The sequence below is a fragment of the Desulfurella amilsii genome, from assembly GCF_002119425.1.
Lineage (GTDB): Bacteria > Campylobacterota_A > Desulfurellia > Desulfurellales > Desulfurellaceae > Desulfurella > Desulfurella amilsii.
In genome coordinates, this window is sequence record NZ_MDSU01000018.1 from 889,129 (window position 1) to 902,589 (window position 13,461).

Annotated in this window: 13 protein-coding genes; 9 read left to right on the forward strand and 4 right to left on the reverse strand. The window is 32.8% G+C overall.

All coding sequences use genetic code 11. The features are described from left to right. The first annotated feature begins 33 nt into the window (after positions 1–33). From DESAMIL20_RS08150 to DESAMIL20_RS08190, 9 genes are all read left to right on the forward strand, one after another. On the forward strand, positions 34–552 hold the full coding sequence (locus tag DESAMIL20_RS08150; protein ID WP_086034347.1) for a YeeE/YedE thiosulfate transporter family protein: 519 nt from the start codon (positions 34–36) through the stop codon (positions 550–552). Then, entirely contained in the window at positions 549–1,241 is a 693-nt protein-coding gene (locus DESAMIL20_RS08155) for a DUF6691 family protein (RefSeq protein ID WP_158090561.1), read from the forward strand. The genes DESAMIL20_RS08150 and DESAMIL20_RS08155 overlap by 4 nt, the downstream gene beginning before the upstream one ends. Positions 1,242–1,313: 72 nt before the next feature. Then, positions 1,314–1,748 carry a hypothetical protein gene (locus DESAMIL20_RS08160; protein ID WP_086034350.1) on the forward strand — a complete coding sequence of 145 codons (435 nt, stop codon included), beginning with the start codon at positions 1,314–1,316 and terminating at the stop codon, positions 1,746–1,748. A 42-nt stretch (positions 1,749–1,790) separates the two neighbouring features. After that, positions 1,791–3,701, forward strand: a complete 1,911-nt coding sequence (gene priA, locus DESAMIL20_RS08165) for a replication restart helicase PriA (protein ID WP_086034352.1) — start codon at positions 1,791–1,793, stop codon at positions 3,699–3,701. Positions 3,702–3,742: 41 nt separating this feature from the next. Further along, positions 3,743–3,946, forward strand: coding sequence for a 30S ribosomal protein S21 (gene rpsU / locus DESAMIL20_RS08170; RefSeq protein ID WP_086034353.1), 204 nt, complete (start codon positions 3,743–3,745; stop codon positions 3,944–3,946). A 30-nt stretch (positions 3,947–3,976) separates the two neighbouring features. Further along, on the forward strand, positions 3,977–5,488 hold the full coding sequence (locus tag DESAMIL20_RS08175) for an NFACT RNA binding domain-containing protein (protein WP_086034355.1): 1,512 nt from the start codon (positions 3,977–3,979) through the stop codon (positions 5,486–5,488). Beyond that, on the forward strand, positions 5,488–5,973 hold the full coding sequence (locus DESAMIL20_RS08180; protein ID WP_086034356.1) for a CvpA family protein: 486 nt from the start codon (positions 5,488–5,490) through the stop codon (positions 5,971–5,973). Before DESAMIL20_RS08175 ends, DESAMIL20_RS08180 begins: the two co-directional genes overlap by 1 nt. Then, positions 5,970–7,397: a M23 family metallopeptidase gene (locus tag DESAMIL20_RS08185; RefSeq protein ID WP_086034358.1), complete on the forward strand. Its 1,428-nt coding sequence runs from the start codon at positions 5,970–5,972 to the stop codon at positions 7,395–7,397. Before DESAMIL20_RS08180 ends, DESAMIL20_RS08185 begins: the two co-directional genes overlap by 4 nt. A gap of 64 nt (positions 7,398–7,461) precedes the next feature. Continuing rightward, positions 7,462–8,748, forward strand: a complete 1,287-nt coding sequence (locus DESAMIL20_RS08190; RefSeq protein ID WP_158090562.1) for an MATE family efflux transporter — start codon at positions 7,462–7,464, stop codon at positions 8,746–8,748. Here DESAMIL20_RS08190 and dnaJ read toward each other — a convergent pair. The 4 genes from dnaJ to hrcA form a co-directional block, all read right to left on the reverse strand. Continuing rightward, positions 8,726–9,820, reverse strand: coding sequence for a molecular chaperone DnaJ (gene dnaJ / locus DESAMIL20_RS08195; RefSeq protein WP_086034362.1), 1,095 nt, complete (start codon positions 9,818–9,820; stop codon positions 8,726–8,728). The two genes, DESAMIL20_RS08190 and dnaJ, sit on opposite strands and share 23 nt — an antisense overlap. Positions 9,821–9,905: 85 nt before the next feature. Beyond that, positions 9,906–11,798 carry a molecular chaperone DnaK gene (gene dnaK, locus DESAMIL20_RS08200; protein WP_086034364.1) on the reverse strand — a complete coding sequence of 631 codons (1,893 nt, stop codon included), beginning with the start codon at positions 11,796–11,798 and terminating at the stop codon, positions 9,906–9,908. 2 nt (positions 11,799–11,800) lie between these two features. After that, entirely contained in the window at positions 11,801–12,367 is a 567-nt protein-coding gene (locus tag DESAMIL20_RS08205; RefSeq protein ID WP_086034366.1) for a nucleotide exchange factor GrpE, read from the reverse strand. Between the two features lie 2 nt (positions 12,368–12,369). Further along, complete coding sequence (gene hrcA, locus DESAMIL20_RS08210; protein WP_086034367.1) at positions 12,370–13,374, reverse strand: heat-inducible transcriptional repressor HrcA; 1,005 nt, start codon at positions 13,372–13,374, stop codon at positions 12,370–12,372. Between the last annotated feature and the right edge of the window lie 87 nt (positions 13,375–13,461).

Here is a 13,461-nt window from a genome sequence, read left to right on the forward strand (position 1 = left end):
AACTTCGAATAAGATTTTTAAAAGGGAGGTTTTATGCAACAAAGAGGTTATTGGGGAACGTTGATTGGTGGTTTTCTTGTTGGTACCACGCTTTTTATTTTTTATTATGTATCTGGTGCAGGTTTTGGTGCAAGTGGAGGTTTTTCACAGTTATCAAGCTTCATTATAGCTTTGTTTTCTAAATCCTATATTGCTTCAAATGGTTATACAGCAAGCAGTTTAGGGGATCATGGTGTCACTCACATTTTATACAACCGTATATTTTTCATTGATATTGGCATATTTATCGGAGGTTTTGTAAGCGCACTCATAGGTGGTAGGTTAAGATTTTCTACAGACAAAGGCTCTAGCACATCGACGTCATATAGATATGCAATGGCTTTCTTTGGGGGCATCTTAATTGCGTACTCCACAAGGTACGCAAGGGGCTGCACAAGTGGCCAAGGCTTAGCTGGAGCAGGGGCTTTTTCAGTGGGTGGTTGGTTATTTTTATTTTGCGTATTTGCCGGCGTTTATCTAACTGCAAGATTATTTAGGAGGCAATGGTTATGAGTGCTCCACTTTATATAAACGGTGTTATTTCTGGCCATGCAAATATGCTTTTTTCAATATTTGGTGGATTTTTGTTTGGCTTTTTTTTAGAAGCAACAGGCTTTGCTTCTGGAAAAAATATTACAGACGAATTTTATTTTAGAAACAACCGCGTTATACAAATGATGATTTCAGCTATATTAACGTCCACATTGTGGTTTTTAATATTTAGCTCACTAGGACTTATCCAAATACCAAGTATCTGGACGCCAAATTTATATTTGTGGCCATATATATTTGGAGGGTTGCTCTTTGGCGTGGGCATGGCAATGAGCGGTTATTGCCCTGGAACATCAGTAGCAGCTATCGCAAGTGGCAAAAAAGACGCTATGGTATTTGGGCTAGGCATGCTTGTCGGTATGGCTATATTTATATTTGGATTTCCTTTTGAAAAAGACTTTTATGTTTCAAGTAATTTAGGTCAAGTCTACTGGCATACACTATTTAACGCAAACACTGTAATTTCATTTATCATAACGTTGGCAATAGGCGGTTTTTTTATGGGTTTTATGCAATATATTGTATCTTATGTAAATAAAAACCGCACAGAATCAAAAGAGTACTCCATGCAATACTTAATTGGAGTCTTAGCACTAATTTTTGTTATTTTAGTTACGGTGTTGCTAAAAACACTACTGCCTGCGAGCTAAAAAAAAGGGAGGGCCTCTCCCTTTTTTTTTTAAAAAATTGCATTTACAAAAAATTGGTTTATTATAAAATTTATGAAATTTTTTTTAATCATTATTATATTCTCCTTATTATTTAGTATAAATTCGCACTCAAAAGAGGCTTCAAATGGGCAAATCCTTTATAACCAAGCTATTGAGCTTCTAAAAAAAGGTGATTATAAAAGTGCATTTATATATTTTTCTGGTTCGTGCTACAATAATTACCTGCCAGGGTGCGATATGATGGGGTTAGTTGAGTACAAAATCGACAAAAACAAAGGCGAACAAATATGCAAACAATGGGTGGGTGAGTTATCAAAAAGCAAAGATAAAAATGACAAGATACATTTAAAGCAAGTATTAAAGTATTACATTGACGCATTTAAATATCTCGGCAATAAAGATCTATCAGGCTACTTTGAAAAAATGTACAATAAAATATTTTTACGTGTTCAAATAGAAAAAGTAAACCCAAAAGATAACAACTAATACTGTTTTGTTTTTAAGTATTTTTGTGATAAAATTTTATCCATGAATTACTATGGCGTATTATTCAACATCGCTTTAAGCAAAAGCTTTATCTACAAAAGCAATCAAGATATTCAAATTGGCACAAGAGTATTGGTAGATTTTCATAACAGAAAAAAAGTGGGTATTGTTTTTGAAAAAATACCCCAAACAGACGTATCTGAAATAAAAGATGTTATATCTATACTTGATGATAAACCCATAATCAGTCAAGAATTAATAAAAACTATAAATTTTGCAAGCTATTACTATTTATGCCCCAAAGGGCTTATTTTAAAAAATGCCCTACCCTCAAAAGTTTTTTTGCAAGAACCGGTTGATTTTGAAAATAACATAAAAACCCAAATGAATCATGAAAAATTCTTCAAACTCAATGATGAACAAAAAAACATATACAAATCGATAAAATTAGAAAAATTTAGCGTCAATTTAATCTTTGGCATTACAGGCTCTGGCAAAACAGAAATCTTTTTACATTTAATAAGGGGCGTTATAAAAGATGGTAAAAATGCGATTGTGCTTGTACCTGAGATCTCACTTACAAACCAGTACAAAAGGATTTTTGAAGAAAAATTTCTCGATACAGTTGGACTATTTCACTCTCAATTAACTCCAAAGCAAAAGTTTATTGAGTGGAGTTTATTTAGAAATCAAGAAAAAAGGGTATTGCTGGGCACTCGCTCAGCTGCTTTTGTCGATTTATCAAATACAGGCTTAATTGTTGTAGATGAAGAAAACGATGATTCATATAAACAGGAAAACACTCCATCTTATAATGCTAAAGACTTGTTAATATACAGGGCGAAACAGCTAAACATTCCAGTAATACTATCAAGTGCAACACCCACGGTTGAAACTTACTATAAAGCAGCGATAACAAAAAAATTCAACCTATTTAAGCTGCAAAATCGTGTAAACAACTGCCAGCTACCTACAATTGAATTTGCAAAACCATACAATACGCTTTTAAGTACCCAATCAATAGAAGCTATAAAAAATTCTCTTTTAAATAACCAAACTTGTGCAATTCTGGTTAATAGACGCGGTTTTGCGCACTTTTTGGTTTGTAGTGATTGCGGGTATATTTTTAGATGTCCAAACTGCAATGTTTCGCTTGTTTATCATAAAAAAACAAAAGACCTAAAATGCCATTTTTGTGAGTCAAGTTTTGATATTCCAAAACAATGTCCGCATTGTTCAAGCTACAATATAAAAGATGTAGGTACAGGAACTCAGAAAATGGAAGAATTTTTACGCAAAAATTTTGGCAATATAAATATTGAGCGTCTGGATAGAGACACTGCTTCATCAAAAAAAAATACTTACAATATAGTTTCAAGTCTAATCGATGGTAAAATTGATATCATCGTTGGCACAAGCATGATATCAAAAGGTTACGACATAGAAAAAATAAAGCTTGTAATTATCTCCAACATTGAATCTATTTTTGCTTTACCAGATTTTAGAGTTGATGAAAAAGCCCTATCGCTTATTATACAAACAGCTGGCAGGAGCGGCCGGAAAGAACAAGGTAGGGTCATTATCGAGTCAAAACTACCACCTAGGTTAGAATGTTTTGTTGAAAACAACGATTACGAGGGCTTTTTGAATGAAGAAATAAAAATCAGAAGATCGCTAGACTACCCACCATTTTCGCATTTAATCAGAATTATTTCTCAAAACCCAAGTGAACAAGTTGCAAAGCAAAATATACAAAAATGCGCAAGAATCTTAAAAAATGGCAATATTAACTTTCTTGGACCAACAAAATGCCCTATTGATAAGATAAAAAATAAATACAGGTACCACATTATTATCAAATCAAACGATATATTTAAAACACTTGATTTTATAGCAAATAATCTTTACGAGAAAAATTTAAACTTTGATGTTGACCCAATCTCTTTTTTTTAATATAATGTATTTTAAGTTTAAATAGTAAAGGGGTGATCTATTTGCCAGGTATCTATGTAAGGGACAACGAATCTTTTGAAGAAGCCTTTAAGCGATTCAAAAAACAGTGTGAGCGCGCAGGTATTCTCTCTGAAATAAAAAAAAGAGAACACTATGAAAAGCCCAGCGAAAAGAAAAAGAAAAAAGCGCTAGCCGCTCGTAAAAAGGCTCTTAAGAAAAAAAGGCTCGGCGAGAGAAAAAAATAAACTCCTCATCTTGAGGAGTTTATTTGGCTTATGAATAATTTTTTATTTAATTATTTTGCGACAAAAATAAAAAAAAATATTTTGGGCCAAAAGATTACTCATGTAGGCGCTAGTCTTAATACTATCGTGTTAAATACAGACAATGGTTTATCGATTTTTTTTAAATTAGACTCGCCGAGTGCTTTATTCTTTGGCAATTACAAACTTGAAAGGACTCAAAACACTTTTGCGGTCAGTCTACAAAAAAAAATAAATAAACTTAAAATTATTGACATAGATTTTAGAGGTCTTGAGCGTGTTTTAATTTTACATTTATTAGACAAAAGGTTGGATATTGAGCACCATTATTATTTGATATTTGAGATAACAGGCAGAAATGGCAATCTTATACTATGCGATGCAAATCAAAAAATAATAGAAACCTACCGATTAATCGAAAGCAGACAAATCCTTCCAAATAGAATTTACAAACAACCAAACAAGATGCTTGATATTACTATAGATGATATTAATGTTTTAAAAAAGGCCCTTCATAAAATTAACATTTTAGGTATAGATAACTTTACTAAAAAATTTGTAACACAGGAAAATATAGAGAGTTTTGTTGAAGTTGCAAAAAAACCTTATGAAAAACTATTTAGGTATGTTGTCAATACAAAGCACATCGTGTGCCCATTTTTGTTTGATTTTGGTTTAGATATATCTAATATAGATGAAAAAGACCTTTTTAGCGAAATTTTTATGCAAAATACACAAACGAGTTTAAACAATACAAAAATTATTAACCTAATTAACAAAAAAATAAATAAATCAAACGACAAAATTGAAAAAATACAAATTGATATACAAAAAGCTCAAGATGCTGACAAAATGAAACTGTATGCCGATACACTTTTAGAAAATATTGCTTCCATTAAATTACATAACGATTTAGTTCGTCTAAAACTAACTGGCTCTACAAACATAATAGCAATACCAATTAATCCCAAAAAAACAATTCAAGATAACATAAATGTTTATTATAAGCTTTACAAAAAGTACAAAAACGCCAAAAATATACTAAAGTCTATATTAAATCAAACAAAACAAGAACAAGCTACGTTACTGCAAATTAAAGAGCAGTTATTAAATAATCAGATTGATCCAAAAGATGCTAAGCTTTTGTTTAATAAAAAAACCAATCAAAAAGTTATATCTACCGATGCTGTATCCTATGAGCGTTTCAATATTCTTGGTTTTGATGTTTACATAGGTAAAAACGCAAAAGGCAATGATTTGATTCTAAAAAATGCCTCTAAAGAAGACATATGGATGCACCCAAAAAGCATACCAGGTCCGCATTTAATATTAAAAAACCCAAAACGATTGCAACAGATAGATAAAAACCTCCTAGAGCAATGCGCTAAAAAAATTAGAGAAAAATTAGGCACAAATGATAAAATTGAGGTGGATTACACATTTGTGAAGTTTGTGAAAAAGCCAAAAGGTTTTAAGAAAGGGCGCGTTATTTATTCTAATTTTAAAACTGTTATGGTAGGCTAATGGCAGATATTGTTTTTGGCATCTTTATTTTAGGACTCTTGATATTGGGTTACCTGCATGGCTTCATAAAGGAATTTTTTAAACTAGTAGCTGTAATTTTAGGTTTGTACTTATCTGTAATATATCACAGTGTTATCATAGTTCCTATAGAAAAAGCACTGAATGTATCGTATATGTTTGCAAGTTTAATAAGCTTTATTGTGATGTTTATTATTATATATACGCTGATAAGCCTCATTAGTTTTTTGAGTCAAAGCGCTTCAAGAAAAATGAAACTTACAGGCATAGATAGGATACTTGGCGCACTTTTTGGTCTTTTTAAAGCTATCTTTTTAGTAGCTATACTATCCATAGTCTTAAGAAGTTTGCCTGTTTTGAACCGCATCTCAAACGAACTTATGCAAAAATCTACTATCTATAAAACAATTTGTATATCAACACAAAATTTAAAACTTCAAAAAGATATAACAAGGAGTATAAAATGAGAGATACTTTTTACTTAAAAAAGAAAAAGAAAAAAGGCCTTGGTTCAAAATTATTATTTATTCTTATAGTCTTGGTTTGTGTGTATGCAGTTTATCACTACACGCCGTTTTTTGTAAAAAACCCCATACAAGTTAATGTAATCTACCCAAATAAGTATTTTAGCTCTGACAAAAGCTTGGATATTACTATTAGGGATTCGAAATACCCATTAAAAGAAGTCAATATTTATGCATATGCCATGAATACGAAAATTTCTCTATACGATAAAATATTTGAAAACAAAGATACATATAATTTTCCATTAAAATTTAAACTAAGCCAAAAGCTCCCTGAGGGCCCAGCAAAATTTGTAATCGAGGTAATAGATTATTCACACAATAATTTCTCGCTTGGTTTTAAAAAGAAAATCGAAAAACAAGTTACAGTGTATAACCATTATCCTAAGGTTATTTTGCTTAATGATGCAGCTAATATTCTAGAAGGCGGCTCAGCGGTTGTGTTGTTTTATGCAAATGACAAAATTGGTCTAAAAAATGTTTATCTGCAGGTCAAATATGCACAAGGTAAAATTGCAAAGTTTAGGTGCTTTAATGCTGACAAATTAACAAACCACCCATATACCTACATTGCTTTTTTTACATACCCATTTTGCGCTCAAAAAAACTGGGATACATCGATTGTATCCCAAAACAATGCTGGAAATGAAATTTTTGTTCATGTACCGGTATATTATGAATCTTTTAAAAATAAAAAAACTGATGTCAATGTAGATACGCACTTTATTGAAACAAAAGTCTATAGAATACTAGAGCAAGAGCATATTGATTTTAATAAACAAGATCCAGCAAAAGCTTTTGATTTAGTTATAAACAAAGTAGAAAGACAAAACAATGAGCAAATTGCTAAAATAGCAAATTCTGTCCATACAGACCAAATATTGTTTAAAGGAGCTTTTTTACAATTACCCTCTTCTGCGGTTATGGCGTATTTTGGAGATTACAGAACATTTTATTATAATCACAAGCCTTTGACGGATGAATACCACATGGGCGTTGATTTTGCTAGCATTTCACATGCAAAAGTACCGGCGGCAAACTCAGGCATTGTAGTATATACTGGTCGCATTGGCGTTTATGGCAATTGTATTTTAATAGATCACGGCCTCGGCGTATTTAGCCTATATGGTCATTTAGAGGATTTTTTAGTTAAAAAAGGCGATTTTGTCCAAAAAGGTCAAATAATTGCCCATACAGATACAACAGGCCTTGCAGTGGGGGATCATTTGCATTTTGGCATGTTAATTGATGGTTATTATGTAAACCCCATAGAATGGCTGGATGGATCATGGATAAGAAACAATATAGAAAGAAAAATTATTGATGCCAAAAAAAGAGCCGATATGCTAAAATACTACACTCAATAAATTGGCTAACATAGACCCTACAAAAGGCCCCATTATAAAGAGTCTCGTAGCGCTTTCTATTCCAATGATAATAGAAAGCAACCTGCAAACTGTTTTTAATCTTGTCGATACATTTTTTGTTTCTAAAATTAGTTACAGCGCAATAGGTGCTTTAGTGTCTTCAAGTATGCTATTGATGTTAATATCTACTTTGACGATAGGTATTTCTATAGCCTCATCAATCTTTTTTACACAAAGCTGGGGGGCAAAAAACTACAAGAGGGCAAGTATTGTTTACTCTAATGCTTTAATTGTGATGGTGGCATTCTCGATTGCGTCAATTATGCTTTATCCTTTTTTGGATAATATATTGAGTCTTCTTGGTTTAAAAGATTCTACATTAGTTTTTGCAAAAGAATTTTTAAGCGTTTCGATCTTGGGGCTTCCAATATCATTTGCATTCGGATTAAACAGCTCAACGCTAAAAAGCATGTCTTTGCCAAACAAAACACTTATTATAATGCTTGTGGCAACTATTATCAACATAGCGCTTGATCCTTTATTTATATTTGTTTTAAAAATGGGCGTAAAAGGCGCAGCACTTGCAACAATATGCTCTATGTTTGTAGGTATATTGTTGCAAATTTATGTTATCTCAAAAACAAAATTAAGGTTCAGATTAAATATTAACATACAATTGATTAAACAGCTTTTAAGCAAAAGTATATTTGCTTCATTTCACTTGATGATAAGGATTTTAAGCATGATTTTAATTATAAAAATTATAGCTATACATTCACAGGTTGCAATATCAAGCTATAGCATTGTAACGCGCATTTATCAGATTTTATTATTTATGATTTTTGGGATATCAAATGCAGCAGCTGTCATTGTTGGTCAAAATATTGGCTCAAAAAACTGGTCATTTGTTAAAGAAGGTGTTGAAAAATCACTTTTATTTGGTACAGCTTTTATAAGCTTTTTGGATATTTTATTGTTTTTATTCTCTGGTAGCATAATAGGGATTTTTACTTCACAAAACCAATGTTTTGAAATATCAAAAAACGCTATGGTATACTTTGCTTTAAGTTACCCGTTTTTTGCTATGGGTTCAATTGCAAACCGTATCACAATGGCTTGTGGCAATACTTTTCTGCCAAGTATAATGAATTTTTTTAGCCTCTTTTTGTTTCAACTACCGCTTGCTTACTTTTTATCTATATATATTTCATTAAATGGTGTATGGCTTTCAATACTTTTAGCCAATATTTTAAACTTTTTACTTAACATAATTATCCTTAAATACAATTTATCAAAATTATCCGTGGATTATAAATTTTTAATGATGTTTACTGGCCAAAGAAACGCTTAAAAATATTTTTTTCTTGGCTAGACAAAGGCGACTGACTCATCTCTTTTGCAAATTCTTCCATAAGCTCTCTTTGTTTTGGGGTTAATCTTTTTGGTATCTCAACATTTATGTTTATGATTTGACTACCTTTAGCGCCTTCAACTTCTACACCATCGCCCTTTAACACAACTTGAGAACCACTTTGCGTACCAGGCTCAATTGAAATCTTCTTTTTACCCCAAATAGTATCTACTTCTATTTCATCACCCAACACTGCTTGTGGTATAGAAATATTCAAATCAAGATAAATATTTAAGCCCTCTCGCCTAAACACTTCATCAGGCAAAACTTTGAAATATATTATCAAATCGCCTCTAACTCTATCTGCACTTTCGTGGCCTCTAGAAGAGATCCTGATCGCATAACCATTATCTATGCCACGCGGAACATTGATTGTAATTTTTTCTTTTTCAAGAACGAAACCTTTGCCATTACACTTGTGGCATTTTTTCTTAATTATTCGGCCACTTCCACCACATTTTGGACAAACTTTACGCATTGAAATAAAAAAATTGCCATATTCTATTTGACCTGCCCCTTTACAATAAGTGCACGTCTCAAAATCTTGAGGTTTCGCACCCAAACCATTGCATTCGTCACAGACTTTTTGATAGTTTATCTCAATTTCTTTTGAAGCACCAAATATGGCTTCCTTGAAAGAAATTATGATTTGGTATTGAATGTCTTCGCCTTTTCTTTTTCGACTATAATCCCTTGAACCTCTTGAGCCAAAATTACCAAAGATGTCGCCGAATATATCGTTAACATAGGCGAAAATATCATCAAAGTTCGATGGATTAAAACCAAAATCATTCTCGTTTACATAGCCAAATTGATCATATCTTGCACGCTTTGTTTCATCTGATAATACAGCATAAGCTTCTGTAATTTCTTTAAACTTTTCTTCAGCTTGTTTGTCACCCTCATTTCGATCTGGATGATATTTAAGTGCCAATTTCCTATACGCTTTTTTAATCTCCTCTGTGCTTGCGTTCCTATCTACGCCTAGCATCGCATAATAATCTTTCTCCATCGTTTTGCTGTTCTCCCTAATAATTAAAGGTAAGGTTAAGATAGAAGCTAACTTTTCTATCTTAACCTTTGTGATTATTTAGAAATTACTTACTATCATCTTTTTCTACTTCTGCTTCAACGACGTCCTCTTCTTTCTTTGAATTATCAGTGGCAGTTTGATCTTCATTTGATGAAGACTGTTTGTAGGCTTCTTCGGCTAGTTTGTGAGCTTTGTTTATAAGTTCATTCATTTTTGTTTCTATTTCTTCTTTTGTACCAGACTCAATTGCCTTCTTTGTAGCATCAATGGCATCTTGTATTTCTTTTTTCTCACTTTCTGAAATTTTATCGCCAAAGTCATTTAAGCTTTTTTGAGTCGAGTATACTATTGAGTCAGCTTTATTTTTAACCTCAACTAATTCTTTATACTTTCTATCTTCTTCTGCATGGAGCTCAGATTCTTTTACCATCCTCTCAATTTCTTCTTGAGTTAAGCCACTTGATGCTGTTATGCGAATTATTTGCTCTTTTCCTGTTGCTTTATCTTTTGCAGACACATTAAGTATACCGTTTGCATCAATATCAAATGTAACCTCAACCTGAGGTACACCCCTTGGTGCTGGTGGTATACCCATAAGCTCAAACCTACCAAGCGTTTTGTTTTCTGCTGCCATCTCACGCTCACCTTGCAATACATGAATGGTAACAGCCGTTTGGTTATCCTCAGCTGTTGTAAAAATCTGGCTTTTCTTTGTTGGAATTGTTGTATTTCTTTGTATGATTTTTGTCATAACACCACCTAGCGTTTCTATACCTAGGCTTAATGGCGTTACATCAAGCAGCAAAACATCTTTTACTTCGCCTTTCAATACTCCACCCTGTATAGCAGCACCTATTGCAACCGCTTCATCTGGGTTTACATCTTTTCTGGGTTCTTTAGCGAAAAATTCTTTCACGACTTGCTGAATTTTAGGCATTCTTGTCATGCCGCCAACAAGTATTACATAATCTACATCATTTTGAGTTAGACTCGCATCTTTTAGGGCCAATTTGCATGGCTCTAGGGTGCGCTGTATAAGTGCCTCTACAAGTTGTTCAAATTTAGCTCTCGTAATTTTCATCACTAAGTGTTTAGGCCCTGAAGCATCCGCTGTAATAAACGGCAGGTTTACTTCTGTTTCAAGAGAGCTGGAAAGTTCGATTTTGGCTTTTTCACTTGCCTCTTTTAATCTTTGTAAAGCCATCGGGTCATTTCTTAAATCAATACCGTTTTCTTTTTTAAACTCATCGGCTAAATAATCTAACAATACTCTATCAAAATCGTCGCCGCCTAAATAAGTATCGCCATTTGTAGATTTTACTTCAAAAACACCATCGGCAATCTCTAGTATTGATATATCAAATGTGCCACCACCTAAATCGTAAACTGCAACTTTGCCTTCTTTCGCGGTATCAAGGCCAAATGCTAAAGACGATGCGGTTGGCTCATTTATTATCCTCAAAACGTTTAAACCTGCAATTGCACCTGCATCTTTTGTTGCTTTTCTTTGAGAGTCGTCAAAGTAAGCGGGCACAGTTATTACTGCCTCTGTAATTTTTTCCCCTAAGTAGCTTTCAGCATCTCTTTTTAGTTTCATCAAAACCTGTGCTGAAATTTCTTGTGGTGTATATTCTTTGCCGTTGATTTTTATTCTGCAATCGTCATTTGAACCTTCTACCATTTCATATGGAAGTTTAGATTTAGCCTCCTGAGCTTGTTTTGAACTATATCTTCTACCTATTAACCTTTTTGCAGAAAAAATCGTCTTTTTGGGATTTGTTACGGCCTGCCTTTTGGCTGCTTGGCCAACTAATATTTCCCCCTTGTCTGTGAAAGCTACAACGCTTGGTGTTGTATTTGCACCTTCAGCGTTAGGAATTACTTTTGGTTTGCCACCCTCTATGATGGCCATACAAGAGTTTGTTGTTCCAAGATCTATTCCTAAAACCTTTCCCATAATTAAACCTCCTCGTTTTTGTCTTCATTTATTTTGCCAACAGAAACTTTAGCTGGTCTAAGCAATTTATCCTTGTAAGTGTAGCCTTTTTCAAAAACCTGAACAATTTTATTAGGCTTATCTGACTCCACCGTCATTAAAGCTTCGTGTAAGTTTGGGTCAAATTCGCACTCGGTATCAATTTCTTTGATTTCATATTTTTCTAAAAGCTGTTTAAATGCTTTTATTACAAGCTCAATACCAGATCTAATAGATTCATCATTTGCACAAGCCAATTGCGCTTTTTCAAGACTGTCCAAAATGGGCAAGAAATCTCCAACCACAGATCCTTTTATAAAATCGGCAATTTCAAACTTTTCCCTTTCTGCACGCTTTCGGAAATTATCAAACTCTGCTAGCAATCTTAAGTAGGTATCTTTTTGCTTGTCTAGTTGTTCTTTTAATTCAGTTAGCTCATCTTTTGGTTCTTGCTGAGTTTGATTCTCATCTGTTTTATAATCATTTTCTGTATTTTGCGCGTTTTGGTTTATTTGTATAGTTTCATCAATATTGTCATCTTGATTATTCATTTTTACCTCCCCTGTTTAAGCAGTTTCTCTATTTTTTTGCTCAAAAAATCCAATGTATAAATAACATTTTCATAGTCTAAGTTCATAGGTCCAAGCACACTTACAAAACCTAACTTAACATTGTCCAAATAATAAGGTTGGGCAATTAAACTCATGCCTTTTAATTTTTCATTTGGTATATCGTGTCCGATAAGTATCTTTTCGTCATTTTTTAAAATTAAATCAACAATTTCAGAGACATACTTTCTTTTTTCAATAACATCAAGTATCTTATTCAATTGTTCATAATCTTCATAAAACTCTTTTTCTTTTAAAAGATTTTGAACACCCGAAAAATACAAATCTTTACTTTTTTCTTTTAATTTTTTAAATATCAAATCGCATTCTTTTCTACTGCGTGATAATGAATTTTGTAAATCCTCCTGAATTTTCTCCAACTCCCACCCTATGTAATTTTCTTTCAAAAATTGAGCTATATCGTTTAGTTCGCTTTGCGAGTAATCCTTTGTGGACCCTATTATTTTTGTCTCTACAATATATGGTTCGGCAATGACAGCGCATAGTAATTTATTTGAGCCAATTTTGATTAAACTCATATCTTTTAATTTAAGCTTAAATATATTGGGTAAGCTTACCATTGATATCAATCCGCACGAATTAGATAAAATATTGGATATATCTGCTACAAAATCCCCAATAGTACTCAAGTTAATCCTATCAATTCGTTTTAATTTGGGCTTAACACTTTCCTTTTTGTTTTCCAAAAGATACTGAACATAAACTTTATAGCCAATCTCCGTTGGAATTTTGCCGCTTGATATGTAAGAGTGCTTTAGATAGCCCGACTCTTCTAAATCAGACATTATGTTTCTCATTGTAGCAGCAGAAAAGGGTAGATTGTATCTTTTTATTAAAATCCTAGAGCCTACCGCTTCTTTATAGTTTATAAAATTTTCTACAACTATATTTAAAACTGTCAAATACCTTTCATCCAACTCTGTCATCATTAGCAATCACCACTCTTACCTGCTAACAAGATATTCTAATTTTATTTTTTGTCAAGCCCTATCAAGTCTAAATCTAATTAAACGGGC

What these genes read in the sequence shown, in the direction of transcription:
- DESAMIL20_RS08150 (WP_086034347.1), top strand. Translation starts at nt 34, where the DNA reads ATGCAACAAAGAGGTTATTGGGGAACGTTGATTGGTGGTTTTCTTGTT.
- DESAMIL20_RS08155 (WP_158090561.1), top strand. Translation starts at nt 549, where the DNA reads ATGAGTGCTCCACTTTATATAAACGGTGTTATTTCTGGCCATGCAAAT.
- DESAMIL20_RS08160 (WP_086034350.1), top strand. Translation starts at nt 1,314, where the DNA reads ATGAAATTTTTTTTAATCATTATTATATTCTCCTTATTATTTAGTATA.
- priA (WP_086034352.1), top strand. Translation starts at nt 1,791, where the DNA reads ATGAATTACTATGGCGTATTATTCAACATCGCTTTAAGCAAAAGCTTT.
- DESAMIL20_RS08175 (WP_086034355.1), top strand. Translation starts at nt 3,977, where the DNA reads ATGAATAATTTTTTATTTAATTATTTTGCGACAAAAATAAAAAAAAAT.
- DESAMIL20_RS08180 (WP_086034356.1), top strand. Translation starts at nt 5,488, where the DNA reads ATGGCAGATATTGTTTTTGGCATCTTTATTTTAGGACTCTTGATATTG.
- DESAMIL20_RS08185 (WP_086034358.1), top strand. Translation starts at nt 5,970, where the DNA reads ATGAGAGATACTTTTTACTTAAAAAAGAAAAAGAAAAAAGGCCTTGGT.
- DESAMIL20_RS08190 (WP_158090562.1), top strand. Translation starts at nt 7,462, where the DNA reads ATGATAATAGAAAGCAACCTGCAAACTGTTTTTAATCTTGTCGATACA.
- dnaJ (WP_086034362.1), bottom strand. Translation starts at nt 9,820, where the DNA reads ATGGAGAAAGATTATTATGCGATGCTAGGCGTAGATAGGAACGCAAGC.
- dnaK (WP_086034364.1), bottom strand. Translation starts at nt 11,798, where the DNA reads ATGGGAAAGGTTTTAGGAATAGATCTTGGAACAACAAACTCTTGTATG.
- DESAMIL20_RS08205 (WP_086034366.1), bottom strand. Translation starts at nt 12,367, where the DNA reads ATGAATAATCAAGATGACAATATTGATGAAACTATACAAATAAACCAA.
- hrcA (WP_086034367.1), bottom strand. Translation starts at nt 13,374, where the DNA reads ATGATGACAGAGTTGGATGAAAGGTATTTGACAGTTTTAAATATAGTT.